Source organism: Streptomyces siamensis (assembly GCF_039543605.1).
Classification (GTDB): domain Bacteria; phylum Actinomycetota; class Actinomycetes; order Streptomycetales; family Streptomycetaceae; genus Streptomyces; species Streptomyces siamensis.
The window spans coordinates 1-25,486 of the sequence record NZ_BAABKB010000014.1; the positions used below are offsets into that span (position 1 = coordinate 1).

22 protein-coding genes are annotated in these 25,486 nt (G+C 69.1%); 9 read left to right on the forward strand and 13 right to left on the reverse strand.

The window, feature by feature from the left end:
• Positions 1–304: 304 nt before the first annotated feature.
• Positions 305–1,309, reverse strand: a complete 1,005-nt coding sequence (locus ABEB03_RS20335) for an AraC family transcriptional regulator (protein WP_345650905.1) — start codon at positions 1,307–1,309, stop codon at positions 305–307.
• 217 nt (positions 1,310–1,526) lie between these two features.
• Here ABEB03_RS20335 and ABEB03_RS20340 point away from each other — a divergent pair, with 217 nt between their 5' ends.
• From ABEB03_RS20340 to ABEB03_RS20360, 5 genes are all read left to right on the forward strand, one after another.
• Positions 1,527–1,736, forward strand: coding sequence for a hypothetical protein (locus tag ABEB03_RS20340; protein WP_345650907.1), 210 nt, complete (start codon positions 1,527–1,529; stop codon positions 1,734–1,736).
• A gap of 73 nt (positions 1,737–1,809) precedes the next feature.
• Entirely contained in the window at positions 1,810–3,849 is a 2,040-nt protein-coding gene (locus ABEB03_RS20345) for a hydantoinase/oxoprolinase family protein (protein WP_345650909.1), read from the forward strand.
• A 2-nt stretch (positions 3,850–3,851) separates the two neighbouring features.
• Positions 3,852–5,795: a hydantoinase B/oxoprolinase family protein gene (locus tag ABEB03_RS20350; protein ID WP_345650911.1), complete on the forward strand. Its 1,944-nt coding sequence runs from the start codon at positions 3,852–3,854 to the stop codon at positions 5,793–5,795.
• A gap of 30 nt (positions 5,796–5,825) precedes the next feature.
• Entirely contained in the window at positions 5,826–6,842 is a 1,017-nt protein-coding gene (locus ABEB03_RS20355; protein WP_345650913.1) for an alcohol dehydrogenase catalytic domain-containing protein, read from the forward strand.
• 55 nt (positions 6,843–6,897) lie between these two features.
• Positions 6,898–8,373, forward strand: coding sequence for an aldehyde dehydrogenase family protein (locus ABEB03_RS20360; RefSeq protein ID WP_345650916.1), 1,476 nt, complete (start codon positions 6,898–6,900; stop codon positions 8,371–8,373).
• A gap of 385 nt (positions 8,374–8,758) precedes the next feature.
• On the opposite strand, the gene ABEB03_RS20365 is transcribed toward ABEB03_RS20360, so the two are convergent.
• Complete coding sequence (locus tag ABEB03_RS20365) at positions 8,759–9,193, reverse strand: (R)-mandelonitrile lyase (RefSeq protein ID WP_345650919.1); 435 nt, start codon at positions 9,191–9,193, stop codon at positions 8,759–8,761.
• 841 nt (positions 9,194–10,034) lie between these two features.
• Between ABEB03_RS20365 and ABEB03_RS20370 the strand changes: the two genes are divergently transcribed.
• Entirely contained in the window at positions 10,035–10,520 is a 486-nt protein-coding gene (locus ABEB03_RS20370; RefSeq protein WP_345650922.1) for a hypothetical protein, read from the forward strand.
• A 729-nt stretch (positions 10,521–11,249) separates the two neighbouring features.
• A complete protein-coding gene (locus ABEB03_RS20375) occupies positions 11,250–12,320 on the forward strand; it encodes an FAD-dependent monooxygenase (RefSeq protein ID WP_345650924.1) in 1,071 nt (356 codons plus the stop codon).
• Positions 12,321–12,919: 599 nt separating this feature from the next.
• On the opposite strand, the gene ABEB03_RS20380 is transcribed toward ABEB03_RS20375, so the two are convergent.
• The gene (locus tag ABEB03_RS20380) at positions 12,920–13,687 is read right to left on the reverse strand and encodes an SDR family NAD(P)-dependent oxidoreductase (protein ID WP_345650926.1); all 768 of its coding nucleotides are present in this window, start codon (positions 13,685–13,687) and stop codon (positions 12,920–12,922) included.
• A 375-nt stretch (positions 13,688–14,062) separates the two neighbouring features.
• Between ABEB03_RS20380 and ABEB03_RS20385 the strand changes: the two genes are divergently transcribed.
• Positions 14,063–14,506, forward strand: a complete 444-nt coding sequence (locus tag ABEB03_RS20385; protein WP_345650928.1) for a VOC family protein — start codon at positions 14,063–14,065, stop codon at positions 14,504–14,506.
• 144 nt (positions 14,507–14,650) lie between these two features.
• Here the strand turns inward: ABEB03_RS20385 and ABEB03_RS20390 are convergent, their stop codons facing one another.
• The 10 genes from ABEB03_RS20390 to mftA form a co-directional block, all read right to left on the reverse strand.
• The gene (locus tag ABEB03_RS20390) at positions 14,651–15,583 is read right to left on the reverse strand and encodes an alpha/beta hydrolase (protein ID WP_345650930.1); all 933 of its coding nucleotides are present in this window, start codon (positions 15,581–15,583) and stop codon (positions 14,651–14,653) included.
• Positions 15,584–16,176: 593 nt separating this feature from the next.
• Positions 16,177–16,401, reverse strand: coding sequence for a hypothetical protein (locus ABEB03_RS20395; protein WP_345650932.1), 225 nt, complete (start codon positions 16,399–16,401; stop codon positions 16,177–16,179).
• 106 nt (positions 16,402–16,507) lie between these two features.
• A complete protein-coding gene (locus tag ABEB03_RS20400; protein ID WP_345650934.1) occupies positions 16,508–17,626 on the reverse strand; it encodes an NDMA-dependent alcohol dehydrogenase in 1,119 nt (372 codons plus the stop codon).
• 42 nt (positions 17,627–17,668) lie between these two features.
• Positions 17,669–19,150: an aldehyde dehydrogenase family protein gene (locus ABEB03_RS20405; RefSeq protein ID WP_345650936.1), complete on the reverse strand. Its 1,482-nt coding sequence runs from the start codon at positions 19,148–19,150 to the stop codon at positions 17,669–17,671.
• Positions 19,151–19,235: 85 nt separating this feature from the next.
• The gene (locus tag ABEB03_RS20410) at positions 19,236–20,051 is read right to left on the reverse strand and encodes an N-acyl homoserine lactonase family protein (protein ID WP_345650938.1); all 816 of its coding nucleotides are present in this window, start codon (positions 20,049–20,051) and stop codon (positions 19,236–19,238) included.
• Between the two features lie 71 nt (positions 20,052–20,122).
• Entirely contained in the window at positions 20,123–20,821 is a 699-nt protein-coding gene (gene mftE, locus ABEB03_RS20415) for a mycofactocin biosynthesis peptidyl-dipeptidase MftE (protein ID WP_345650939.1), read from the reverse strand.
• Positions 20,818–22,017 (reverse strand): pre-mycofactocin synthase MftD, encoded by a 1,200-nt coding sequence (gene mftD, locus ABEB03_RS20420; RefSeq protein WP_345650940.1) that lies wholly within the window; start codon positions 22,015–22,017, stop codon positions 20,818–20,820. Before mftD ends, mftE begins: the two co-directional genes overlap by 4 nt.
• Positions 22,018–22,069: 52 nt before the next feature.
• Entirely contained in the window at positions 22,070–23,299 is a 1,230-nt protein-coding gene (gene mftC, locus ABEB03_RS20425) for a mycofactocin radical SAM maturase (RefSeq protein WP_345650941.1), read from the reverse strand.
• 26 nt (positions 23,300–23,325) lie between these two features.
• Complete coding sequence (gene mftB / locus ABEB03_RS20430) at positions 23,326–23,658, reverse strand: mycofactocin biosynthesis chaperone MftB (RefSeq protein ID WP_345650942.1); 333 nt, start codon at positions 23,656–23,658, stop codon at positions 23,326–23,328.
• A 10-nt stretch (positions 23,659–23,668) separates the two neighbouring features.
• Positions 23,669–23,800, reverse strand: coding sequence for a mycofactocin precursor MftA (gene mftA / locus ABEB03_RS20435; protein WP_345650944.1), 132 nt, complete (start codon positions 23,798–23,800; stop codon positions 23,669–23,671).
• Positions 23,801–24,034: 234 nt separating this feature from the next.
• Here mftA and mftF point away from each other — a divergent pair, with 234 nt between their 5' ends.
• Entirely contained in the window at positions 24,035–25,471 is a 1,437-nt protein-coding gene (mftF, locus tag ABEB03_RS20440) for a mycofactocin biosynthesis glycosyltransferase MftF (protein WP_345650947.1), read from the forward strand.
• Positions 25,472–25,486 lie beyond the last annotated feature (15 nt).

Genomic DNA, 25,486 nt, shown 5'->3' on the forward strand with positions numbered 1-25,486 from the left:
GGTTCCCTACGATGAACACCGCGCGTTCGCCCCGCTCCTCGAAGCCGCTCCGGCTTGACTCTTAGCACCGTGAGATGTCTTTCCCAGGTCCTGATGGCCATGGCTTGAACCGGGCGAACGTGGACGCGGCGCGACAACTCGCCGAACAGGACGCTCGATACGGCATCACCGGCAGCGGCTTCTGCGCTACTGCGCGAGCACTGTCTCGGCGCACGGGCGGCATCGGGCCTGCTGCCCGACCAGGACCGCGACCGGGGCTCGGCGTACTTGCCGCTGGGGCAGAGCTCGGAGACGAGCCCGCAGGCTACAGGACGGTGACGGCGCGGCTGCGTAGCGTCTGCGACGGGGAGTCGCCGAACCGCTGCCGGTACTGTTGGGCGAACCGGCCGAGATGGTGAAAGTGCCACCGGCTCGCGATGTCGCTGACCGACGGCCCGTTCCCCGCCAGCAGGTCGCCGCGGGCACCGTCGAGCCGTACGTTGCGGATGAACTCGCTCGGGGTGACCCCCGCGAACCGGCGAAAGCCGGACTGCAGCGTGCGTACAGTGACCCCGGCGACCAGGGCAAGGTCGTCGACGGTCAGGGCGTCCTGCGCTCCGGCCCGGATGTAGTCCATGACGTAGCGGATCCGCGCGTCCGCGTCCTGATCATCCGCGTCGCGGTTCAGCGACGGAGTGAGGTCGCTGCGGGCCACCAGCAGTACCTGGGTCATCAGCGCCGACTCGAGCTCCCGCTGCACGGCGCGCATGGTGGCCAGGCCGCCCTCCTGAGCGAGCTGCTGGTAGTAGAACGCCACGGCCGAGGACAGCGAGCGGCCGGGCGCGTCGTTCAGCGGGAACGTGAGGCCGAACGCGATCGGCGCCACCACCGGGCGCCCCGCCAGCTTCGCCGCGTGCTCCTCGAACGTGCGCCGGGAGATCTTCAGGTGGTACTGGGCCGAGTCGGCGCTCCAGTCGATCAGCACCGGCTCGTCCGGGCCGAAGATCACGCCGCGGCGGTCACCGTCGGCCCTGAAGCCGCTGCGGCGGCCCGACTGCTCCACCATGCAGCTGCCCGAGACCAGCAGGTTCACGTGGTAGCAGTCCCGCATCGCCGGCCCCGTGATGCGGGCACGCTTGCCGTACGCCATGCGCCCGACGGTGACCGTGGGTGTCACCGCGGAGTCCAGCCGGAAGGACATGCCGTCGCGGCCGTCGAGCGTCATCTCGTGCTCGGCGAAGGTCCGTTCCACGTACTCGTGCGCCGCGTCGGGATCGGTGGTCGTGAACGTGCGGTGCACCGCACCGACCGAGAGCACCGGACCGGGCATCGTCACCTCCGGTGAGTGGCGAGAGGCGTCACATGTGATCGTACACAATATTTTTCAAGGCGGCCCTGGCTTCGGGCGTCGGATGTCCGGTGCACCGGCCGGACGTCGATTTCGCCGAGCGGACAGGCCTTCGCTCCGCGGATTGTGCCCCAGGTCACTCATTTCTAGCGTTGCCCGGCGTTCACCGAACTCACGACGACACGCACGGGAGACCCGAATGAGCCAGATCGCACCCCCACGCCCCGTCGAGCGGACACCCGTCGCCGGCGACTGCCCCGGCTGCGGCCGGGCCGGTCTCGCCGCCTACGACGTGGTCGGCGAGACCGGGTGGACCCACGTGGTCAAGTGCCGGCACTGCCTGATCTCGGTCCGCCGCACGCCGGCGAACCGGCTCGGACCGATCAACCTGCTCGTCGACCAGCTCTGAGCCGGAGGGCTCCACTCGCGGGCCCAACTCACCCCGGCCCCTCCCCCGATCCACTATCCGAAGGAAGAACCACATGATCGCCGTTGATGTAGGCGGAACCTTCACCGACGTCGTCGGCTGGCGCGACGGCAAGATCCTCACCACCAAGGTGTCCACCGAGTACACCGACGTCGCCGCGCCCGTGCTGCGCGGCGCGGAGCGCCTCGGTGTCGACGGATCGACCGTCTTCAACCACGCCAGCACGCACGGTCTGAACGCGGTGATCACACGCAAGCTCCCGAAGATCGGCTTCCTGGCGACCGAGGGGCACCGCGACATCCTGGACATGGGTCGCGTGTGGCGGCCGTCCGACGCGATGCTCGATCCCGGCTGGCGGCGCAGCTTCGGCGACGCCGCGAAGCCGCTGATCGACCGCTACCTGCGGCGCGGCATCGGCGAGCGGATACTCGCGGGCGGCGAAGTGCTGTTCAAGCTCGACGAGGCCCAGGCCCGCGCCGAGATCGAGACGCTGGCCCGCTGCGGCGTCGAGGGCGTCGCGATCTGCCTGATCAACGCGTACGTCAACCCCGCCCACGAGCTGCGGCTGCGCGAGCTGGTCCGGGAGATCGTGGGTGACGTTCCCGTGTCGATCTCCAGCGAGGTCTCCCCGCTGGCCAAGGAGTACGCGCGGGCCTCCACCACGGTGATCGACACGCTGATGAAGATCATCTACTCCGACTACACCGACCGGTTGTCCACCGGCCTCACCGGGCTCGGCTTCACGGGCTCGCTGAACTTCGCGGACTGCGCGGCCACGCTGGTGCCGGCCGAGCACGCGATGGCGAAGCCGTTCCGCATCGTGTTCTCCGGGCCGGCGGCCGGCACCGTCGCCTGCGCCCACTTCGGCAAACTGACCGGCCATACCGAGCTGTTGTGCGCCGACGTCGGCGGCACGAGCTGTGACATCAGCGTGGTGACCGGCGGCGAGCCGTTCGTGAACACGTCGTTCGAGCTGGAGCACGACCTTGTGGTCAACGCGCTCGCCAATGACATCTCCAGCATCGGTGCCGGTGGCGGCTCCATCGTGCACATCGGCGCGGGCGGCGAGATCCAGGTGGGCCCGGACAGCGCCCGCGCCGAGCCGGGCCCGGCGTGCTTCGGCCGCGGCGGCACCGCACCCACCACCACCGACACCTGCCTGATGATCGGCATCCTGGACCCCGACGGCTTCGCGGGCGGCGAGGTGGCCATCGACCGGAGCCTGTCCCAGCGCGCGTTCGAATCGCTCGAGACCCCGTTCACGCTGCAGCAACGGGTGCGCTACGCCTACGAGATGGCCGCGCACAACATGGCCGAGGGTCTGTTCAACGTGGCCATCAAGAACGGCGTCGACCCGCGCGACTACAGCCTGATGGCGTTCGGGGCGGCCGGCCCCATGCTGCTGCCCGCCGTGCTCGACGCCGTGCGGTGCAAGGAGGTGATCATCCCGCCGAGCCCCGGCCTGTTCTCGGCACTCGGACTGCTGTCGGCGGACCAGGTGTTCACGGTCAACCGCAGCGCCTACCTGATGCTCGACGACGCGAACGCCGAGCGCATCGACGCCCTCTTCGTGGAGATGGAGCACGAGCTGCGGGCCCAGGTGGGCGACGGCGACGTCGAGCTGCAGCGCAGCATGGACGCCCACCTGGTGGGCCAGAGCTGGGAGACGCCGTTCATCCCGGTGCCCGACGGCACGCTGGACGCCGACGCGGTGGCAGCGATGGTGGCCGGCTTCCACGACACCTACGAGTCGCGGTCCGACAACCGGTTCGAGGCGATGCCCGTCGAGGGCGTCACGTTCCGCGTCCGCGCCGTGCTGAAGACCGACAAGATCGAGTACCCGAAGCTCCCCGCGCGCGGCGACGAGCCACTGCTCCCCGTGGGCACCCGCACGCTGCGCTACCTGGGCGACATCTCGGACGGCGGCGACGGTGACCAGACCGCCACCGTCTACGACCGGGAGTCGCTGCGCGCAGGCGACGAGATCGTCGGCCCCGCCATCGTGCACGAGGGCCTGTCCACCACGCACATCGGCGCGAGCCAGAGCGCCACCGTCGGCGAGTACGGCGAGATCGTCATCCGGAGGAACCACTGATCATGACCGACACCATCGAACCCGCCGTGCGGCAGGCCGACCGGATCCGTGACCTGTCCGACGACGACTTCGCAGCCCGGTACGGCAGCGACCGATTCACCGCGTCGGTCCTGCGCAACCGGCTCGACTACATCGTCGAGCACATGTCCACCGGCTTCATGCGGGAGGCCTTCTCCCCCATCATCCGCGACTGGTACGACTTCGCCTGCACCATCAGCGGCCCGCCGGAGCAGGGCTACCCGATGGCCGTGGTGAGCAACAGCCTCATGGTGTTCCTGGGCACCATGGGAGACGCGGTGCGCAACACCGTGGTCGAGTACGGCCCGGAGAACCTGCGCCCCGGCGACGTACTGATCTGCAACGACCCGTACCGCGGCGGCCGGCACGTGAACGACGTGGCGTTCATCCGCCCGGTGTTCCACGAGGGCCGGATCGTGGCGTTCGTGAACATGTGCGCGCACCAGTTGGACATGGGCGGCACCGTGCCCGGCGGGTTCTCGGCGACCAAGCGCAACGTCTACGAGAACGGCCTGGTGATCCCGCCGATGCTGCTGTGGTCGCAGGACCGGCCGGTGCGCGGCACGTTCAGCCTGATCTTCGACAACACCCGCTGGGGCAGCATGCTGTTGCCCGACTTCAAGAGCATGCTGCACCAGCTCAAGCTGGGCGAGCAGCTGGTCCACAGCAATATCGAGCGCTACGGGCTGGACGCTTTCCTGGGCAATCTGACGTACTCGTGCGACACCTCGGCGGAGCGGATGCGCGGCGCCATCGCGCAGGTCCCGGACGGCGACTACCCCGGCTCCGCGCTGGTGGACGCCGACGGCCTGGACGACACCGAGGAGTACCGGGTGCACGTGACGCTGCGCAAGCGCGGCACGGAGATCGAGGTCGACCTGTCCGGTACCACCGGGCAGGCCCGCACCTGCATCAACTGCGGTGTGCTGGACACCAAGACCGCGGCCGGCGTGGCGCTGACCATGCTGCTCGACCCGACGGTGCGGTTCACCTCCGGAACGTGGCGCAACATCGACGTGGTCACCCCGGCCGGCTCGTTCGTCTCGTCGCTGCCGCCCGACGGCGGCATCATGATGTTCTGGGAGGCCTCCGGGGCGGTGGTGTCAGCGATCTTCGACGCGCTCAACCCGGTGCTGGGCGAGCGCGGCGTGGCCGGCGACTACGGCTCCACCAACACCCACAACGCGTCGGGCACGCGGGACGACGGCACGTTCTGGACCAGCGCCACCCAGTGCGGCGGCGAACACGGCCCGTGGGGCGCCACCCGGCACGGCGACGGCGACAGCTACACGGTGCTGTTCCCGCTGAACAACCTGGACCCGGCCACGGAGACCATCGAGCACGAGTCGCCGGTGGTGCTGCTGCGCAAGGAGCACGCCATCGACAGCGGCGGGCCCGGGGCGTTCCGCGGCGGCGCGGCGAACCTCAAGGACACGCTGTGGCTGACCGCCGCGGAGCAGTACCTCTCACCGTTCCGCACGAAGGAGCCGAGCGGCGTGGGCGCGAACGGCGGGCGTCCGGGCCCGAACGGCGCGATGTGGCTGTTCCCGCAGGCTGACGGCGCCGGCACCACCATGCTGGGCACGGAGCCGGAGGTCTACCGGGACAGCGTCCCGGTGGCCGGCGTGCTGGACCCGGAGGCGAAGCACCTGGACCCGGAGCACGGCCGCTACCACTACTTCGCGAGCCAGAACGTGTGGCGAACGGCGCCGAACACGGTGCTGCGCTGCCTGACCAACGGCGGCGGCGGCTGGGGCGACCCGCTCACCCGCGACCCGGAGGCGGTGCTGCGCGACGTCCGCAACGAGTACGTGAGCATCGAGGGCGCCGCCCGCGACTACGGCGTCGTGGTGGTGGGCGACCCGCACCACGACCCGGAAGGCCTGCGGATCGACGCCGCCGCCACCGCCCAACTCCGCGCGAAGTAACCACCCGGCCATCCGAAGGAGACCGACATCATGAAGGGCATCACCTTCGCGGGCGACGGCACCGTCGCCCTGACGGACTTCGCCGACCCCGAGCCCGGCCTCGGCGAGGTCGTGGTGAAGATCCGCGCGTCCGGCATGTGCGGCAGCGACCTGCACTTCTACCACGGCAATTTCGACTTCGACCACTCGGTGATCCAGGGGCACGAGCCGTGCGGCGAGGTGTACGCGGTAGGTGACGGCGTCACCCCGGCGCAGGCCACGCCGGGCGATCGCGTGATGATCCACCACTACTTCGGCTGCGGGACCTGTCGCCGCTGCCGGGTGGGTTGGCCGCAGATGTGCGAGACCGCGCCGGGCAGGACGATGGCGGTCCACGTGAACGGCGGCCACGCGCCGTACGCGGTGGTGCCGGTGGCCGCGCTGCTGCCGATGCCGGAGCAGCTGTCGTTCAAGGCGGGCGCCGCGATCGGCTGCGGCACGGGCACCGCGTGGGGTGCGATCAAGCGGCTCGGCGGGGTGGAGGACACCGTCACCGTCGTCATCGGGCAGGGGCCCGTGGGCCTCTCGGCGACGATGTTCGCGGCTGCGACGGGCGCGAAGGTGATCGCGGTGGACGTGGACGACCGGCGGCTGGCGAAGTCGCGGGCGTTCGGCGCGGACGTGGTGGTCAACTCCCGCTCGGAGTCGCTGGCGGACGTGGTCGCGCAGTACACGCGGGGGCGGCTCGCCGACGTGGTGATGGAGACGTCCGGCCGCGCGGCCGATGACGCGTTCAGTGTGCTGGGCACGTTCGGCCGGGTGGTGTTCACGGGCCTGCCGGGCGAGGTGAAGTTCACCACGCAGGCGGTCTACAAGAAGCAGTGGACGGTGATGACGAGCTGGACGCAGTCCTCCATCGAGCAGGCGCGGTGCGCCGATTTCATCGTGGCGCACGACCTGCCCGTGGACGACCTGTACTCGCACACCTGGCGGCTGGACCAGGCGGCCGATGCCTACGCGTGGTTCGACAAACAGGACGCCGGCAAGGGCGTCTTCGAGTTCGACTGACTTCGGATCCGATCCAGACCGCTTTCGAGTCCGATGAGAACGGATTGAATTGACGATGACCACCACATACGAGCTCCCGGCGTTCGTAGGGAGCACGAAGCAGAACCTGATCGGCGGACGCTGGGTACCGGCCGCGTCGGGCGAGACGATCGACGCGATCAACCCCGCCACCGGGTCCTCCCTCGGCGCGATCGCCGCGGGTGGCGCGGCTGACGTGGACGCCGCGGTCAAGGCGGCGCGCACCGCATTCGAGGGCGAGTGGTCGCGGTGGACACCGCACGAGCGGCGCAAGCTGCTGCTGAAGGTCCACGACGTGATGATGGACAACTTCGACGAGCTCGCCATGATCGAGACCCTCGACATGGGCGCGCCGCTGGCCCGCACCCGCGGACTGAAGGAGTGGACGAGCCAGGTACTGCAGTTCTTCGCCGGCCAGACCGGCGCGACAACGGTGGCGACGGCACCGAACTCCCTGCCCGGGGACTTCCTGACGCTGAAGTACCTGGAGCCCGTCGGCGTCGTCGGGGGGATCATCCCGTGGAACGGCCCGCTGATCGGCCTGTGGTGGATATTCGGCCCGGCGCTCGCCACCGGCTGCACGGCGGTGCTCAAGCCGGCCGAGGACGCGTCGCTGTCGGTACTGCGGGTGGCGGAGCTGCTGACCGAGACCGGCGTGCCGGATGGCGTGATCAACGTGGTCACCGGCTACGGGAAGGACGCGGGCAGCGCGCTCGCCGAGCATCACGGCGTGGACCGGATCGCCTTCACCGGCTCGGTGGGCACGGCGCAGACCATCGTGCGGGCGTCGGCGGGCAATATGAAGCGGCTGCAGATGGAGCTGGGTGGCAAGTCGCCGGACATCGTGTTCGCGGACGCCGACCTGGACCTGGCCGTGCCCGGCGCCGCGATGGGCGTGTACACGAACAGCGGCCAGGTGTGCGTGGCCGGCACGCGGATCTTCGTGCAGCGGCCGATCCATGACGAGTTCGTGGAACGGCTGGGCGAGTTCACCAAGACGGTGCGGGTGGGCAACGGCTTGGACCCGGACACCCAGATCGGCCCGCTGATCTCGGCCCGGCAGCTGGAGCGGGTGCGGCACTACATCGAGATCGGCAGCAACGAAGCCCGCCTGGTGGCGGGCGGAAGCCGCCTCAGGGGCGAACACGCGGACGGGTACTACATCGAGCCGACGGTGTTCGCGGGCGCCACCAACGACATGACCATCGCGCAGGAGGAGATCTTCGGCCCGGTGGCCACGGTGATCCCGTTCGACGACATGGACGAGGCGATCCGGCTGGCCAACGCCACTCCGTACGGCCTGGCCGGTGGCCTGTGGACGCAGAACGTGTCCACGGCGCACAAGGTGTCGAAGGCGATCGACGCGGGCACGGTCTGGGTCAACTGTTATGGCGTGCTCGACCCGGCGATCGGGTTCGGGGGAACCAAGATGAGCGGTTACGGCTGGAAGGGCGCAAGGGAGCACGTGGAGAGCTACCTGTACCCGAAGGCCGTGTACATGAACCTGGGCTAGGGCGCACACGAGAACGAGGGCCGGGTGGTGATCGGTGGATCACCACCGGCCTTCGCCGCTCCCGGGGCGTCTCGCCCGGGGTGTCGGCATGCGGCCTGAGCCGCGGAGTGGGCCGAGACCACCGGGGGCCGGCACACAGCAACGAGCTGGTCGATGCTCGTCGCAAGCGTCCTTGGCGGTGTAGCTGTTGCTGGGCGTGGACTGGGTCTCTCGGCATGACGTCCATGCGGAAGCCCTGGTGGCCATGGGCTTCGAGCTGAATGTACTTCGGCACCGAGTCGTGAATGCTGCCCGGATCCCGTACCAGAACTGCAAGCAACCGCATCCGCGGCCTGCTCACCCAGTTCCACCCAACTCCTGTTCACCAGGCCGATGCCTCCGGTCGTCATCGGACGGCGTCCACCCGTGACGGCGCCACAGCCTCATTGGCCGCCTGGAACTCCTCGTCGGAGACAGCCTCGAGCCAGGTGGTGTCCGGAGCGTCCCCGTCGCGGACGACCATCGCGACGTGACACATCACGTCGCCGGCCGTCGCGCCGTGCCAGTGCTCCTCGCCAGGAGGGGCGTACACCGTGTCGCCGGCCCGAACGCACACGACCTCGCCGTCCCGAGTGCCGACCAGACCGACCCCTTCGGTGACGTACAGCGTCTGGCCCAGCGCGTGGGAGTGCCAATGGGTGCGCGCCCCGGGCACGAACCGTACGACTGCGGCGATCAGGGGAGACGGTTCCTCGCGGCCGGCGATCGCGGTGGAGTAGACATCCCCCACGAACCGGCTCGCGGGGCCTTTGGCGGCAGGTGCCACCGGCTTCAACTCCATGGGAACTCCTCAGTCGGAATGATCGGGAGACACGAGCCACGGGCTGCGAGAGGGGCAGGAAAGAGCGCCGCGCTGCCACTCCCCCGGCTGGCCGCACACTTGCTGGAAATCCTGCGGGTCGGTGCGATGCCACCAACTGCCCCATGAATGAAGGGAATTCGGGAGCGTTCCCGAGCGGGCTCTCCACGAGCTCGACTCCAAGTGCGTCCCGGCGGACCGCCAGGCTTCGGATCAGCGCGCACGTCTTCCATCTCGCGTGAATATATTTTGTGTTCGATCGTCAGGGCAAGGTCTGCGAACGTCAGCCGTCGCTGCGTCCGGCGCTCATATCGCGGCCATGGCAGTGCGCGCGTGAACCCCGGTCGCCGACAAGGGCGATGGGGCGGATCGCCTGATCGGGTCCACATGTGGCGGCAGTTGGCGCCGTCGATGCCCGACCTGCCGGAAACCCGGGAGAGGGAGGCCCGGGAAGAGGCCGGACGGTCACGGGAGGGGACCGAGCGGGTGCGGACCACGCCCCTTCAGGTGCGTGAGCGCCGGCCCTCTTCGCTTCCCCCGGCGCGACCGCGCTTCGGCGAGCTTCCCGTGCTGCACGGAGAGGGGCGCAACCCGGCCACGGATCGATCTTCCTTTGCGCCACGAAGGCTATCGGCGTGGTGTTCTCAGAGCCGATCGATGCCTGCGAAATATTCCGGATTAAGCGAATGACCCGACATGGTACACATCACGCCAAAGACAGCTCGCCCTTCACTTATGCGGGCGTAGGGTCTCCTTTGCCAATCAAAACAAGCCCCCACTGGCATATTTCAGAGGAACGTGGGGATAGCAAGGAGCAAAGACCATGGCACACAAGATTGCGCGTCGGGCTGCTGTCGCCGTCACCTCCGCGGCGGTGGTGACGGCTGCGCTCGTCGGCGCCGGCGGCTCGGCATCGGCGGCGACCCTGTCGACTGGTGCCCCCGTCACCGTCTCGGCCGGATCCCTCGGCCACGCCACCCACGACAGGGGTGAACAGGGCAACTGGAGTGGTCACGAGGGTTCGGGCCAGCGAGTCCGCACTCACGACGACGACCGCAACTCGGGCTACCGCTACGAACGCGACGGACACCGCTACGACCGCGATGCCTACCGTTACGACCGTGACGGACACCGCTACAACCGCGACGAACGCTGGGTTCGGGACCACCAGGACAGGTCCGACCGCTGGGACGACAACCGCGCGTCCTACCGGAACTTCAAGGACACCGGCTACGGCCACAGCCGTCAGTACCGCGACAGCGACAGCCGCTTCCAGAACTGGAACAGCGACCGTGGCGAGCGGAACTGAGGTACGCACCTACTCGGGTGCGTGAAACGCGGTGTCTTCGGCCGGCATGGTCCGCCCGCCGAAGACACGCCGGAACACCTGCGCCGAACCATCGGTCCAGTGCGGCAGCCACCGGTGCTTGAGCGGAGCCGGCGACTGACAGGGTACAGCGAGTAAAGCGCGAGCCCTGGCGGGGCGGCATTCCCGGCCACTGCGAGAACAGCAGCGACCGGGTCCATGCCGCCCCGCATTCCTGTGCGCAAAAAAACTGTGGAGGCCAGTTTCTGTACCTGGAACAGCCCTCTTCTGAGGGGTATAGAAATCTACCCTTTTCCCGGACATGTGGGAGTGCGAACCTCGACGGGGTGGTCGACGGGATGTCCGACATGGCCGTCCCGAGGAATTCGCACCCGCCGCCGCACGCAATCCGGAGGTCATGTCCGCCATGGTCGAGGCCGCCTTCGCCGCGTCCCGGACACCGCCTTCGCCTGCAGGGGCACCGCACAAGCGGTCGGGCGTCCACGCCCCCACCAAAGCCACGGCACGGACGACTCGCGTCTGCACGCCACCGGACAGCCACTGTTCCCGGTGGCTACCCGCACTCGCCGCCCCCCGCTTCGGCCGCACCCCACCACTCCACGAGAACAGCAGAGCCTCATGAGCACAGACATACGCGAAACACACCATGCCGCAGACCGACACGAGCGCCGGGGCACCGCCATCGTCGTGGGTGCTTCCCTGTCGGGCCTGATGACCGGACTGACTCTCTCCCGGGCCGGTTTCCACGTCACGATGCTCGAGCGATCAGGTCCCTCTCCGCAAAGCGGCGCCGCGCTCGGCCTTGTCGGCGTCGACTTGCACGGCGAGACGAAACTGCTGGACGGCTCGAACCGCACCGCACCGTCTCTGATCGCCATCGCCGCCGGCGGGTCGAGCGCGATGCACTCCTGGTCCGCGGTCCATGCCAGGCTGCGGGTGGCCGTCGAGGCCGATCCCCGCATCGAACTTCTTCACCACACCGTCGTGGCGAGCGTCGGCCAGGACACGGATGCCGCCTGGGTGACCACCTCGGACGGCAGGACGTTCCGAGCCGACATCGTCATCGGCGCCGACGGCCACCGCAGTGTCGTACGACGAGGTGTCGCACCGCACAAGCCCGACGCGACCTTCGCCGGCTACGTCCTCTGGCTCGGCATCGCCGAGGAAGCCGACCTCCCTGCGGCGCACCGCCTGCGTCGCAACCAGGAAGGACCCGACATGATGTCGGGCGCAGACGACTACTTCGTCGGCTATCCCCTCCTGGGCAAGGACGGCAGTCGCGCCGTCGGAGCCCGCCAGTTGGGCTTCGCCTGGTTCGACGCGACCCGCAACGACCTCTTTCGTGAGAAGGGCCGCATCGTCGGCAACGTGGTCCGGCGCTCGCTGCGCAACGACGACATCCCGGAGCAGACGTACCGCGAACTCGAGGCCCAGGCCCGCGACCTGTGGCCCCAGCCGTGGCGGAGCGCGGTCCTCGACCGCATCAGCCGACGTCAGCTCATCGGCACCCCGATCACGGAGTACGTGCCTGACACGATCGCCAACGGACGTCTCACGCTCGTCGGGAACGCCGCGCACGTTCAGACACCGATGACCGGCCAGGGCTTCGACCAGTCGGTGAAGGACGCCGAGGCCCTCGCCGAGGCCCTCGCGGCCGGTCTGCCCGGATCGACCATGGCGGAGTGCCTCCAGTCGTACCAGATGACGCGCCTGCACAGCGCCCGTGACCTGGTGCGGTCGGGACAGCAGTTCAGCCGCTCCTTCTCCAGCGAAGTCGCCTGACCCGAGCGGACTGATTCCGGGGCACAGCGGTCACCGAACAGATCGCCGGTGACGACCACTGCCACTTCGTCGACAGGAGTATGGGTCTGCCGGTGCCCCTCGTCGACCGGTGGGCACGCCCACGGACTTGATCTCGCTCCCCCACGTCGGCGAACCCGCCGCAGTAGCCACCGGTGACGATCGCGAGCTCTCCGATGAGGGCGATGCCCTGCATGGCGTCGTCGGCCATCGTCACGGCGTTCACAGAGGGCAACTCGTAGGGCATCGGCCTACAGCCGGCGACTGCACCGCCGAGGCAGGTGGCCCACCCATGTACGAGCGCGGTCAGACCGCGGTGGCGCGCACGATCCTGCGGTTCCGGCCGCCCTCGACGACCTTGAGTTCCCACTCCTGCGCTTCATCGTCCCAACCGGCGCCCAGGGCCTGATGGTTGACTCGGACGTGTCGCGCAGGCCGTACTGCGGGACAACACGACTGGAGCCGTGGCAGCGAGTGCTACGGCCCAGCCGGTGTGTCGCTCGTCGACCGCTCGGCACGCATCGAGGAAACCGCCACGTTGGTCCCCTGGCGGGAAGGGGAAAACCGAAGCGCTCGGACGATCAGCGGGCCAGCCAGCCGCCCTCGACCGCGAGGCAGTGGCCCGTGACGAACGATGCCGCGTCGGAGCTGAGCCACAGGACCGCGTTCGCGATCTCCTCCGGCCGGCCCAGCCGCCCGATCGGTTCGAGGGCGACCATGGCGGCGCGTCCCTCCTCGGTTCCTCCGCTGAAGGTGGCGGCCATCGGAGTGTCGATGGCCCCGGGAAGCACGGCATTGACTCGGATCCCTCGCGTCGCGTAATCGAGAGCCGCCTTCTTCGTCAGACCCACGACCGCATGCTTGGTCGCGGTGTAGGCCGTGAGGCCGAGCGAGGCGATCTCGCTCGCGACGGAGCCCGTGTTGACGATCGCGCCGCCGCCGGTCTCCAGCATCGCCGCAGCTTCATACTTCATGCAGTAGAAGATCCCGGAGAGGTTCACCCCGAGTACGCGGTTCCAGGCGTCCACATCCTGCTCGTCCACGGCCTGGGGCGCGTCGAAGGTCGCGGCGTTGTTGAACGCCACGTCGAGCCGGCCGAGCTCCTCGACGGTGGAGCCGACCGCACGTTCCACCTGGCCGGCGTCCGACACGTCCGTGACCATGGCATGAGACTTGCCTCCGGCTTCGGCAATCAGCGCCGCCGTCTCGTCGAGGCCTTCCGCGTTGAGGTCAAGCAGAGCGACCACGGCTCCCGACCGGGCGAAGGCCACCGCCGTGGCCCGTCCGATACCAGAGCCGGCTCCGGTGACCAGCGCGACCTTTCCCGTGTAGTCGTACGTGACTGTCATGTGCTGACATCCTTTCGGGCGCGCGGGCCCATCCGATCGCCCCGATCGGCAGGAAGCCGGCAGGGCCGTGTCACCAGGTATTCGAGTGCCTCGCGATGCGCCGCCACGATGCCGACGACGTCGCCCGGAAGGCCAACCGCAGGATCGTATATCATATAAATACCCCCTGGGAAGGCTCTGCGTACCCGCTTCCGGCCCCATTTCCCCAGCGGGAAACCCGGTGTCCAACTTCCTGGACACTTCCGCGCTGAGGTCTTCCTCGCAGGGGGATGCAGTGGATGAGATGGCTCGGCGGGCCACGGACGGGCCCGGCGTCCACGAGCGGTCGAGAACAGGCCCGCTGGACTCCCCGATCCTCATACGGAGATGCACCTGATGAACGGTCGTTTTTACAGCACCAAGGTCGTGGTGGGCGACCTCGATCGCTCTCTCGCGTTCTACACGGGCGTGTTCGGCCTGCGGGAAGTCGCGCGATTCAACTTCACCGACCCGGACATCACCGAGGTTCTCCTCGAGGACGAGACCGGGGGACGTCGCGTCATCCTCATGAACGGCGATGTGCTGCCCGTTCCCTCGTGCCCCGGGTGGTCGCCGCTCGTTCTGGAGGTCGACGACGTCCAGGTCGCCCGGGACGAGCTCGCGGCGGCCGGCTACGAGGTGGCGTTCGAGCCGGTCGGTCTGGGACCTCTCAGCATCTTCATGGCCGCCGACCCCGACGGGTATCTGATCGAGGTCTTCGCCGGGGACATGGTCATCGACAACCTGCCCACGGATCAGAAGATTCCGCACCCCGTTCCGCACATTCACGCCAAGAAGTAGCGGGCGGCACACGGGCGTAACGGACAGGAAGGCAATGACCGAAAGCGGCCTCTTCGGCACCCACCCGCGGAGGGGACCCCGTCACCCATGAAAGAACCGCCCCTGACCTGCGGAAACTGGTCAGGAGCGGTTCTTCGGTGTTGATCAGAGGTGCTTCTTGTAGAACGGGATCAGGTGGCCCAGGGCGATCTTGACCGGCTCGGGCTGGTCGTACAGGTCGTAGTGGGAGAAGCCTTCCGCGACGACGAGCTCCTTGTCCTTCGATGCCGCGCGGCGGTAGATCTCCATGCCGTCCCGGTAGGCGCCGAACGCACCGGGCTTGTCGCCGACGACGACGCACAGCGGACGCGTGAGGAGAACCTCGGCGCGGTTGAAGGCGTCCCAGCCGACCGACGTCGCATTCCGGGAGAAGAGGCCCTCGGTACGGCCGCCGGGGGCCTGGCCGCGGTCGGTGCGGTAGTACTCGGTGGCCTCGAACAGGTCGAGCTCGGTGAGGCCGTTCTCCTTGGCCACCTCGGGAGAGGCCGGCAGGTACTGGGTCACCTGGCGCTCGGCTCCACGCGCCTCGGCGGTGCGCTGCGCGGCGATGGCGTCGAGGGCGCCGATGGGGTCGTAGCCGCTGAAGGACTCGTGCATGAGGCGTCCGAAGTTCACGCCGGTCACGCTTCCGACGGCCTTGATACGGCGATCGGTCATGGCGGCGTTGATGGAGTAGCCGCCACCACCGCACACGCCGATGACCCCGATGCGGTCGGCGTCGACGTACGGCAGCGTCACCAGGTGGTCGATGACGTAGCTGATGTCCTGGACGCGGAACACCGGGTCCTCGATCGACCGCGGCTCTCCACCGCTCGCGCCCTGGAAACTGGCGTCGAAGGCGATGACGACGAACCCTTCGTCCGCCAGCGCCGTTCCGTAGACGTTGCCGGAGGTCTGTTCCTTGCACGATCCGATGGGGTGGACGCTGACGATCGCCGGGTACGTCTTGCTCTCGTCGAACCCGGGCGGGAAGTAGATGTCAGCAGCCAGGTCCCAGGCCAGTGCCTTGACGGACACATGCTTGATGTTGTTGGTCATGAGTGCGATTCCTCGTCGAACGGTGAACTCCAGGTCGTTGTCGCGACAACTCCATGTTCACGTGCGACAAGGCGATCCGCAGCCTCTGAGCGGGGTGCCCTCTATCGGGGGGACTGGCAGCCCCTGCCTGGCGGTGATCAGGGAATGTGCCGTCTTCGCCCCTTCCGGGCGCCGTCGGCCCACCGTGGATTTCGGCGAAGCCCACGACGTCGTGCCGGCGGGCGCGCCGCACGGTCTCGGCGACGAACGCCCTCACGCCAGAGTGCCCGAAGTCGTCGGGGGTGCCCGAGCAGTCCGGCCAGATCGTCCAGGGCCGAGTGCGCTCGCACGGAGGTCGTCGGCGGACACTATGTCATCAAGGATGGCCGGCACCCGCTCACTCTCGATGATCAGGATCAGTATGCACTCAGGGTCCGTGATCCGGGGCTCGCCCGCCTGCCCGGCGGCCTCGCTCGCCGAACCGTGGGCCCGGAGATCGTCGTCGGTGGGCAGGTGGACCCGACGGTGGCCGTTCGTCGTCGAGGGCAGCGCGGCCACCCCAAGGCCGCGCTCGGCCCACCGGACACGCCGACGGCCATCACGAAAGCCGCAGGTCAGTGCTTGCCGACTTCGGCGTCCGTGTCGGCGAAGGCCGGCGGGTGCGCCACCCGCTGCAGAGCGGACACGAACACCACCAGCACCCGGTTCTGGGTCGCCTGCGCGACCACCCCGTGACACTCGGCATCGGGGTGCGGCACGCCGGCGTGCGTGACGGTGACGGCCTTCTCCCGCTCGGTGATCCCGTACAGCGCCACGAGATCCGTGGTGCCGCTGAACAACGGCCCGGTACGAGATGTGCCCCCTGCCCGGACGGGGGCGGGGGGCACATCGGTCGAAGCGGGTGCGCGACGAACCGGCGTGATCGAGACCGGCCGTACCCACCGGTCAGTCGTAGAGGACGACGCCACGTATGTTCTTGCCGTCGTGCAGGTCGCGGTAGCCCTGCTGGATGTCGTCGAGCTTGTACGTCCTGGTGACCATCTCGTCCAGCTTGAGCCTGCCCTCGCGGTAGAGCTGGAGCAGGCGCTTGACGTCCCAGTTGCCGGCCGTGCCGCCGAACAGCGAGCCCTGGATGCGCTTCTGGGAGAGCGTCAGGTCGAAGAGCGGGAGCGGCGTGTCCACGACGTCGTGGATGCCCACCGCGGTCACCACGACCGTTCCCCCCTTGCGGATGGCGGCCAGCGCCTGGGTGACGTGCTCAGGCTTGATCACCCCGACCGTGATGATCGCGGAGTCGGCACCCTGGCCGTTGGTGAACTGCCGCCCCAGTTCCGCCGCTTCCTCCACCGAGGCGACAGCATGCGTGGCGCCGAACACGAAGGCCTGGTCCCGCTTGAAGGCCACCGGGTCCACCGCGATGACGACCGACGCTCCGGCGTGCACAGCACCCTGGAGAGCGCTGGCCCCTATGCCGCCGATACCCATCACGATGACGACGTCGCCCGGCTGCACCTGCGCGGAGTTGACGGCCGAGCCCCAGCCGGTGCTGACGCCGCAGCCGACGAGGCAGGCCTTGTCCAGTGGAATGTCGTCGTCGATCTTCACGACCGAGTTCACCGACACCGTGGTCGTCTCCACGAAGGTGGAGATGCCGCAGTGCTGACCGACCGGGGTTCCGTCCGTGGTGTGCAGGCGGTAGGAGCCGTCGGTCCAGCGCGGGCCGGCCAGGATCCCGGCGGTCAGGTCGCACAGGTTCTGCCGTCCGGAGGCGCACCAGCGGCAGTACCCGCAGGACGGAATCGCGGAGAAGACGACGTGGTCGCCCTCCTTGATGCCCTTGGCGTTGGGGAAGGCCTTCGTGACGATGCCCGCACCCTCGTGACCGAGCGCGAACGGATAGGTGCCGCACGGCAGATCGCCGTTGACGTGGTGGTCGTCGGAGTGGCAGAGACCGGAGGCGACCAGCTTCACCTGGACCTCGTCGGGACGCGGATCGTCCAGTTCGAGGTCGACGACCTCCAGCTTGCCGGGGGCTTGGCGAATCACCGCTCCACGCGTGCGCATGGCATGAGCTCCTTGTTTGTTGACGATTTCTGCTGTGCGGACTCAGCGGTCGAGCAGGGTGATCACGGACTTGGTCTCGAGGTACTCCTCAAGACCCTCCAGGCCGTTCTCGCGGCCCCAGCCGGACTGCTTGTAACCACCCACGGGCATCTGCACGCCGCCCGCGCGGTGGACGTTGATGCCGATGCGGCCGGTACGCAGCTTCCGCGCGATGGTGTGAGCGCTCGCGATGTCGCGCGTCCAGATGCTGCCCGCCAGGCCGTACTCGGTGTCGTTGGCCGCGGCCACCGCCTCGGCCACGTCCGTGAACGGCATCGCGCCGAGCACCGGGCCGAAGATCTCCTCGCGCACCACCCGCATCGACTGGTCGACATCGGCCAGCACCGTGGGCTCGAAGAAGTAGCCCTTCTCCCCGATGCGCGATCCCCCGCTGATCAGCCGGGCACCGTCCCTGAGGCCGCTCTCCACATATCCGGTGACGCGGTCCAGCTGCCGCTGCGAGACGAGCGGACCGAGGTCCACACCCGGCTCGGTGCCATAGCCGACCTTGAGCGACCGTCCGTATTCCGCGACCCCTTGGACGACTTCCTCGAAGACGTCCCGGTGGACGAACAGGCGCGTCCCGGAGGTGCAGATCTGGCCGGTGTTCCAGAAGATGCCCATCGCGACGCCCGGAATCACCTGGTCCAGGTCCGCGTCCGGGAGCACGATGACGGGTGACTTGCCGCCCAGTTCGAGGGAGAGCTTCTTCAGGTTCCCGGCGGCCGCCTGCACGATCTTCTTGCCGACCGCGGTGGAGCCGGTGAAGCTCACCTTGTCCACGTCGTCATGCGCGGCCAGAGCCGCACCGACCCGAGCGTGCCCGGTCACCACGTTGACCACGCCCTCGGGGACACCCGCCTCCAGCAGGACGCGCCCCATCGCCAGCACCGTGAGGGACGCTTGCTCCGACGGCTTGACCACGCAGGCGCAGCCGGCGGCCAGCGCCGGTGCCAGCTTCATGGAGACGCCGATCAGTGGCGCGTTCCACGACACGATCAGTCCGGCCACGCCGACCGGCTCCTTGAGCGTGATGCCCTGGAAGCGGCGCTCACCGGGGCCGATCTCCACGTTCCGGCCGTGGATCTTGTCCGCCCAACCGGCGTAGTAACGGAAGAGGTTGACCGCCTCGCCGAGCATGGCCCGCGCCTGTGACACGGGCATGCCCACGTCCAGGCTCTCCAGCCGGGACAGTTCCTCGGCGTTGGCCTCCAGCAGATCGGAGACGCGCCACAGCACCACCGCCCGCTGCTGACCGGAAAGCCCCGTCCAGCGCTCTTCCTCGAAGGCCTGCCGAGCGGCCCGCACCGCGGCATCGACGTCGTCCGCGTCGGCCTCTGGTATCTGTGCGACCACCTCACCCGTGCCGGGGTCCACCGCGGGAAACGTCTTTCCCGACCGTGACGGAATCCACGAGCTGCCGACCAGCATCCGTTCCGGCTCCACCAAGGAGCTGAGCCCCGACACCGCGCTGTGGACTGTCATTGCCAACTCTCCTTCGGTGTGTGCTGGATATCGCGCTGGATTCGATTGCCATGAGCCGGAACCGAATGCTCAATCGGGTTCCGTGCTATGCGGGTTGCAAGGACGCGGCCGTGATCTCCTTGCCCGCGGAACGCAGCTTTTCCCAGTCCTGCGGATCGTGATTGACCCACACAGTGGTGCCCGGCCGCGTCTTGAGGAGTTTGAGCTTGCGCAGCGAGTCCAGCTTGTTCACGATGTCGGCGTCGAACGGCATACCCACCGTGTTGTCGATGTTCTCCCGCACGTGCGCCGCGTCGCCGGTCAGGATCAACGTGCGATCCTCCAGACGGAGTTGGAGGCCGAGAGCTCCAGGTGTGTGACCGGGCAGGGAGAGCAGGGTGACGCTGCCGTCGGCGAACATGTCGTGGTCGTAGCCGGCCGGCAGCTCGTTCCACTGGATCCTCGCGGCCGCCTCGAGGTCCTGGTTCCGGAAGAAGGCCGCTGTGTGGCTGTCGGCATTGCGGGCGTAGCGCAGTTCACCGGCCCCGATGAAGCCCTCGGCGTGCGGAAAATGCTGAAGTCCGCCGGTGTGGTCGAAGTGCGCGTGCGAGAGCACCACACGCTTGACGTCCGCCGTGCTGAAACCGAGCGCCTCGAGCTGCCGGTCGAGACGGCACGCCTCCGGGAAGTGCATCTCGAACATGGCGGCCAAAGGTCCGTACGCGCCTGCCGGATCTCCGGCGGCTTCGGACGCGAGCCCGGAGTCGAACAGCAGCAGCCCTTCGTCATGCTCGATCAGAAAGGACGGCGCGGGAACCGTCACGTTCTCTCCCCCGCTGCCCACCAGCAGAATGCTCTTGTCAACGGTGATCGTGGGGGCGTCGAGCGCCCATACGCGCCTGATCGTCTTCGATTTCGGCATAGCTGTCTCCGCACCAGAGGGGATGTTGGTTCCGAAGGGTCAAAAACCATTCGCAGAGCCGCGAGATGATCTCATTCGGCCGCTGTTCGTCCGCGATCTCCCGTCACCAGATCCGCGAGATCGGCTGCCGCCCGCTGGATCAGCAGCCGGCCTTCTTCGGCGTTCGCCCCGGTGGGATCGCCGAGGACACCGTTGGCGGTGACGGCGGCCAGCCCGGCCTCGCGGAGCCTCGGAAGGAGGCTCTCGACGGCGGCGGTGTTTCCGGCCTCGGCCGCCTGAAGCCTTACGAGGTGGGGCGCCAGCGCCAGCATGACGGAGGTCTCCGTTCTGCCCGCGTGCGCATCGCCTCCCCAGCGTGGGCCCCATGCCAGGACGTCCTGTCCCTCGGCACGCAGCCGGCCCACGGCCCGGGTGACGGACTGTGCGTTGCCGTCATGTGCGGAGACCAGGATGACCCGGGGGAACGTCAGGGTCGCGGACCGCACCAGCTCGACCAGGAGCAGTTCGACGGCTTCCTGACCGATCGACAGCGTGCCGGGGAACCCCTGGTGCTCCCCACTGGATCCGAAGGCCACCGCCGGGGCCACGACCACATCGCGGACCTGCCGGGCCAGGCGCTCGGCCAGGGCGACGGCGATGTCCGTGTCGGTCGACATCGGGAGGTGCGGCCCGTGCTGCTCGGTGGAGCCGACGGGCACGGCGAGGGTGGCCCGCCGCCGGGCGAGACCGGCGGCCTCGATCCACGTCACCGAAGCCAGTTCGGTCCTCATCCTCGGTGCGTCCCGGTCGATGACGGCCCTCCAAGAACGCGGGTGAAGCCCTGCGGGAGGACGACGTCGTCGGGGGTCAGTTCGTGGACCGAGGAGCGCCCGAGGCCCAGCAGGGCCGAGTCGATTCCGTTGCGCAGGATGTCGAGCACGTTCTCCACACCGGCCTGTCCGCCCGCGGCCAGTCCCCACAGGTAGGCCCGGCCGATCATCACGGCGCGGGCGCCGAGCGCCAGGGCCTTGACCACGTCGCTGCCCCGCCGGACGCCGCCGTCCAGAAGCACCTCGACCTGGTCGCCCACGGCTTCGGCGATGGCGGGCAGGGCGCGGATGGTGGCCGGGGTGCCGTCGAGATTGTTGCCGCCGTGGTTGGAGACCGAGATCGCGTCGGCGCCCACGTCCACGGCACGCTGGGCGTCGTCGAGGCGGATGATGCCCTTGACGAGGAACGGTCCGCCCCACTCCTCGCGCATCCACCGCACGTCGTCCCAGGTAGGCGGCGGGGTCTGCATCCATTCGCCATAGGCGCCGAAGAAGGTCGGGGCCTCGTCGCCGACGGCGGTGACGTTCGGGGTGGTGAGGTCCGGAAGCCGCCGGCTTCGGGCGAAGGCGAGCAGCCACCGCGGGTGTGTGATGCCCTCGGGGGCGAAGCGCGCCATGGCCTTCAGGTCGAGGCGTTCGGGGATCCAGGGGCTGCCCCAGTCCCGGCCGTGCGAGAACGACCAGTCCAGGGTGACGATCAGGCCCTTGGCTCCCGCCTCACGGGCACGCTGCATCTGGGCGAGCATCGAGTCCTTGCCGCCCATCCAGTACATCTGGAAGAACGTATGCGGGTTGGCCGCGACGACCTCCCCAACTGGCTTGCTGGCGAAGGAACTCAGCCCCATCGCGGTGCCCCGTGCCGCCGCCGCGCGGGCCACGGCGACCTCGCCGTCGGGGTGCACGGCCTGCACTCCGGTCGGAGAGATGATCACCGGGAGCGAGACGGGCTGGCCCAGGACCGTGGTGGCCTGCTCGCGCTCGGCGGACAGGTCCGCGACATGCGGAGCGAAACCGACCTCCGCGAAGGCGGCCATGTTGTCCTGGTAGGTCGTGCCGCGCTCGGATCCGGCGAGCAGCGCGCCGTAGACCGATCCCGGCAACCGTCGCTTCGCCCGGCGCTGCGCCACGGCGACGGTCTCGAACCATGCGTTGGGCATGACGCTCCTTTCCTTCTCGTACGCGGCTGGCGTGACGTCAACTCGTGCTGGTTCAGCGGATGTCGAGTCCGGCCAGCGGACTCTCGTCGCACATTCGGTCGGGGCGGCTGTCCCTGCGCGTGGGGATGCCGAGGAGTACGGGCTGTCCCCGCACCGGCCCCCTGTGGGAGTGATTCTCGCTGGGGCGAGGCGCGCCGGAGCGGTCGCCGGCGAGCGCCGCCTCCGCGTGGCCCTGTACGCACTCGGGGTCCGGCCCGTCCAGCGGCAGACCGGTGAAGAACTTGGCGGCCATGCATCCGCCCCGACAGGCGTCGTAGGCAGAGCACTTGGTGCAGGCGCCGCCGGTCTGCGGCTCCCGCAGTTCCAGGAACAGCGGCGACTCCCGCCACACCCGGGCGAAGCCTCCCTCGTCGCGCACACTGCCGGCCTGGAAGGCGTCGTGGATGGCGAACGGGCAGGCGTACACCTCGCCCACCGGGTCGATCAGACAGACCACCCGGCCGGCACCGCACAGGTTCAACCCGGGCAACGCCTCACCGTAGGCGGAGAGGTGGAAGAAGGAATCGCCGGTGAGCACCTGCTCGCCGTTCGCCACCAGCCAGTCGTACAGCTGTCGTTGCTGCTCGGCGGTGGGGTGCAGCTCGTCCCACACATCGGCACCGCGGCCGGAGGGCCGCAACCGGGTGAGCCGCAGTTGCGCCCCGTACCGGTCGGCGAGGTCCTTGAACTCGTCCAGTTGCCCGATGTTGTGGCGCGTGGCCACCACGGAGATCTTGAACCCGGCGAAGCCCGCCGCGGCGAGATTCTCCATGGCGCGCAGCACGGTGTCGTACGAACCCTCGCCGCGCACCGCGTCGTTGACCTCGGCGGTGGCTCCGTCCAGGGACAGCTGAACGTCCACGTAGTCGCTGCCCGCAAGCCGCCGTGCGACCTCGGGGGTGATCCGGACCCCGTTGGTGGAGAACTTCACGCCCACGTGGTGGGCGGTGGCGTAGTCGACCAGCTCCCAGAAGTCGGGGCGGACCGTCGGCTCACCGCCTCCGATGTTGACGTAGAAGACCTGCATGCGCTCCAACTCGTCGATGACCGATTTGCATTCGTCGGTCGTCAACTCGCGCGGGTCGCGCCGCCCGGAGCTGGACAGGCAGTGCACGCAGGCGAGGTTGCAGGCGTAAGTCAGCTCCCAGGTCAGGCAGATGGGAGCGTCGAGGCCGTGCTGGAAGTGGTCCACGAGGCGGGCCGCCCGGACCGGCCTCGCCGGACTCGCGGAAGCGAGTGACACGTCGCCTCCTCTCTTGACGATGGGCGTCAGCGCGGCGTGGCACGCCCCGCGCGCTCGGTGATCATGTGAGACGCCGCCAGCGTGGCCAGCGCGTCCCGATAGCGCTTCCACTCGGCGGGTTCGACACCCACGTGCCGGCACGCGTCCGCCGCACTCGGGTGGTCGGCCAGCGACGTCACGGCGGCGAGCAGCTTGCGGTCCTTGAGGAACGACAGCCGCCGGGTGCCGAAGTGGTAGAGCAGCGCCCCGAAGGGTTCGGGGCGGACGGCGACCTGGGGATGTACATCCCAGGCCGCGTCGAGGTCGAATCGCGCGCCGGCGGTACGCGGGCCGGCGTCCACGGAGGTGTGCGCGGGCATCGCGGGCGTTCTAGTAGACGCCGCACATGCCGTCGATGGACACGTCCTCGATGAGCAACTCGTCCTCGATGAGCTGCTCGTCCGTCACGGCGCGCAGGTCGGTGGTGGCTGTCGGGGCGGAAGTCTGCGGCTCATTGCCCATGAGAGAACCCCTCGTCGTCCGGACGCGGCCGTTCGCCGCGTCGGAGGCACAACGTAACGGCACCGAGTGCCGAAATGAAGACCATGCACAAAATTTGATATGGAAAATATGACAGGCGGAGGAAGCCGGCGGCGAAGGCTTGTCGGGAGGCAGCCGGAGGGCCATGCTGAGGACCCGTCCCCCTTTCCCGCACCGACCCCATGGTCGGCTCTCCGTGCTGCCCGAGGACGCCTGGTGATCGACGTTCCACCGCTGCCTGCCGCCTTTCGACTCCACCCCGACCCCGGCCTGAACGTCCTGCGGGACGGAAGAGTCCTGCTCGGCGGCGCTCCGTACCGTTTGATGCGGCTGACGCCACAGGCTGTTCCGGTCATCACCGGATGGCTCGACGGGAAGCCGGTCGGGGACAGGCGGCCGGCCGGGCTGCTGGCACGTCGTCTGGTCCAGGCGGGGATGATGCATCCGCTGCCCCCGCAGGCCTCCCCGCGCCCGTCGGTGACGGTCGTGGTGCCGGTCCGGGACCGGGCCGAACAGCTCGCGCGGTGTCTGTCCGGTCTCCGGGACGGCCTGGAGGTGATCGTCGTGGACGATGCCTCACTGCGTCCCGCGGCGGTGGCGGACGTCGTACGGGCGGCCGGTGCCAGGCTGGTGCGCCGCGCCGTCAACGGCGGACCCGCGGCCGCGCGGAACACCGGACTCGCCCACGCCACCACGGAGTTGGTCGCGTTCGTCGACTCGGACTGCCTTCCGCGTCCCGGCTGGATCGACGCCCTGCTCCCCCACTTCGCGGACCCCGCCGTCGCCGCGGTGGCGCCCCGGATCGTGGCGGACGGGCCCGGGAATGGGCTTCTCGCCTCGTACGAAGCCGAGCGCTCGGCCCTCGACATGGGGACCGAGGAGTCGATCGTCCGTCCTGGCTCGGCCGTGCCCTACGTGCCCGGCGCCGCGCTGCTCGTGCGCCGCGCCGCGGTAGGACGGGGGTTCGACACGACCCTGCGTGTCGGGGAGGACGTCGACCTGGTGTGGCGGCTGGCGGCCGCCGGACTCCACGTGCGCTACGACCCGTCGGTGACCGTGGCCCATGTCCACCGCACCCGCCCGCGCCAGTGGGTCGCCCAGCGCATCCAGTACGGCGGTTCCGCCGCGCCGCTCGCCGCCCGGCACCCGGGAACGCTCCCGGCGACGGCGATGGCTGGGTGGAGCGCGGTCGCGTGGGGTCTGACACTCGCGCGACAGCCCCTCGCCGGCGCCCTGGTCACCGTCGGCACGACCGCGCTGCTCGCCCGTAAGCTCGCGGCCTGGTCCGACCGGCCGTGGGCCACGGCGGCCCGACTGGGCGGCGGCGGTACGTTGCTGGCGGGCGAGCAGCTGGGCCGGACGCTGACCAGGGCCTGGTGGCCGCTGGCCCTGCCGCTGGTGGCGGCCGTACCCCGGACGAGGCTTCCCTTGACCGCGGCCGCGGTGCTCGCCCCGCTGATGGAGTACCGGCGCAGCCGCCCCGGCCTTCCGGTGCTGCCCTGGACGGCGATTCGCCTCGCCGATGACGTCGCCTACAGCCTGGGCGTCTGGCGGGGCTGCCTTCGGGAGCGCACGACAGAGCCGCTGCGGCCGAAGCTCTGGTGGTTCTCCGCCGACGGCATCACTCCTCCTCCCGAGCCCACCCGTGGGTGAGAGCGCCGGGCGAAG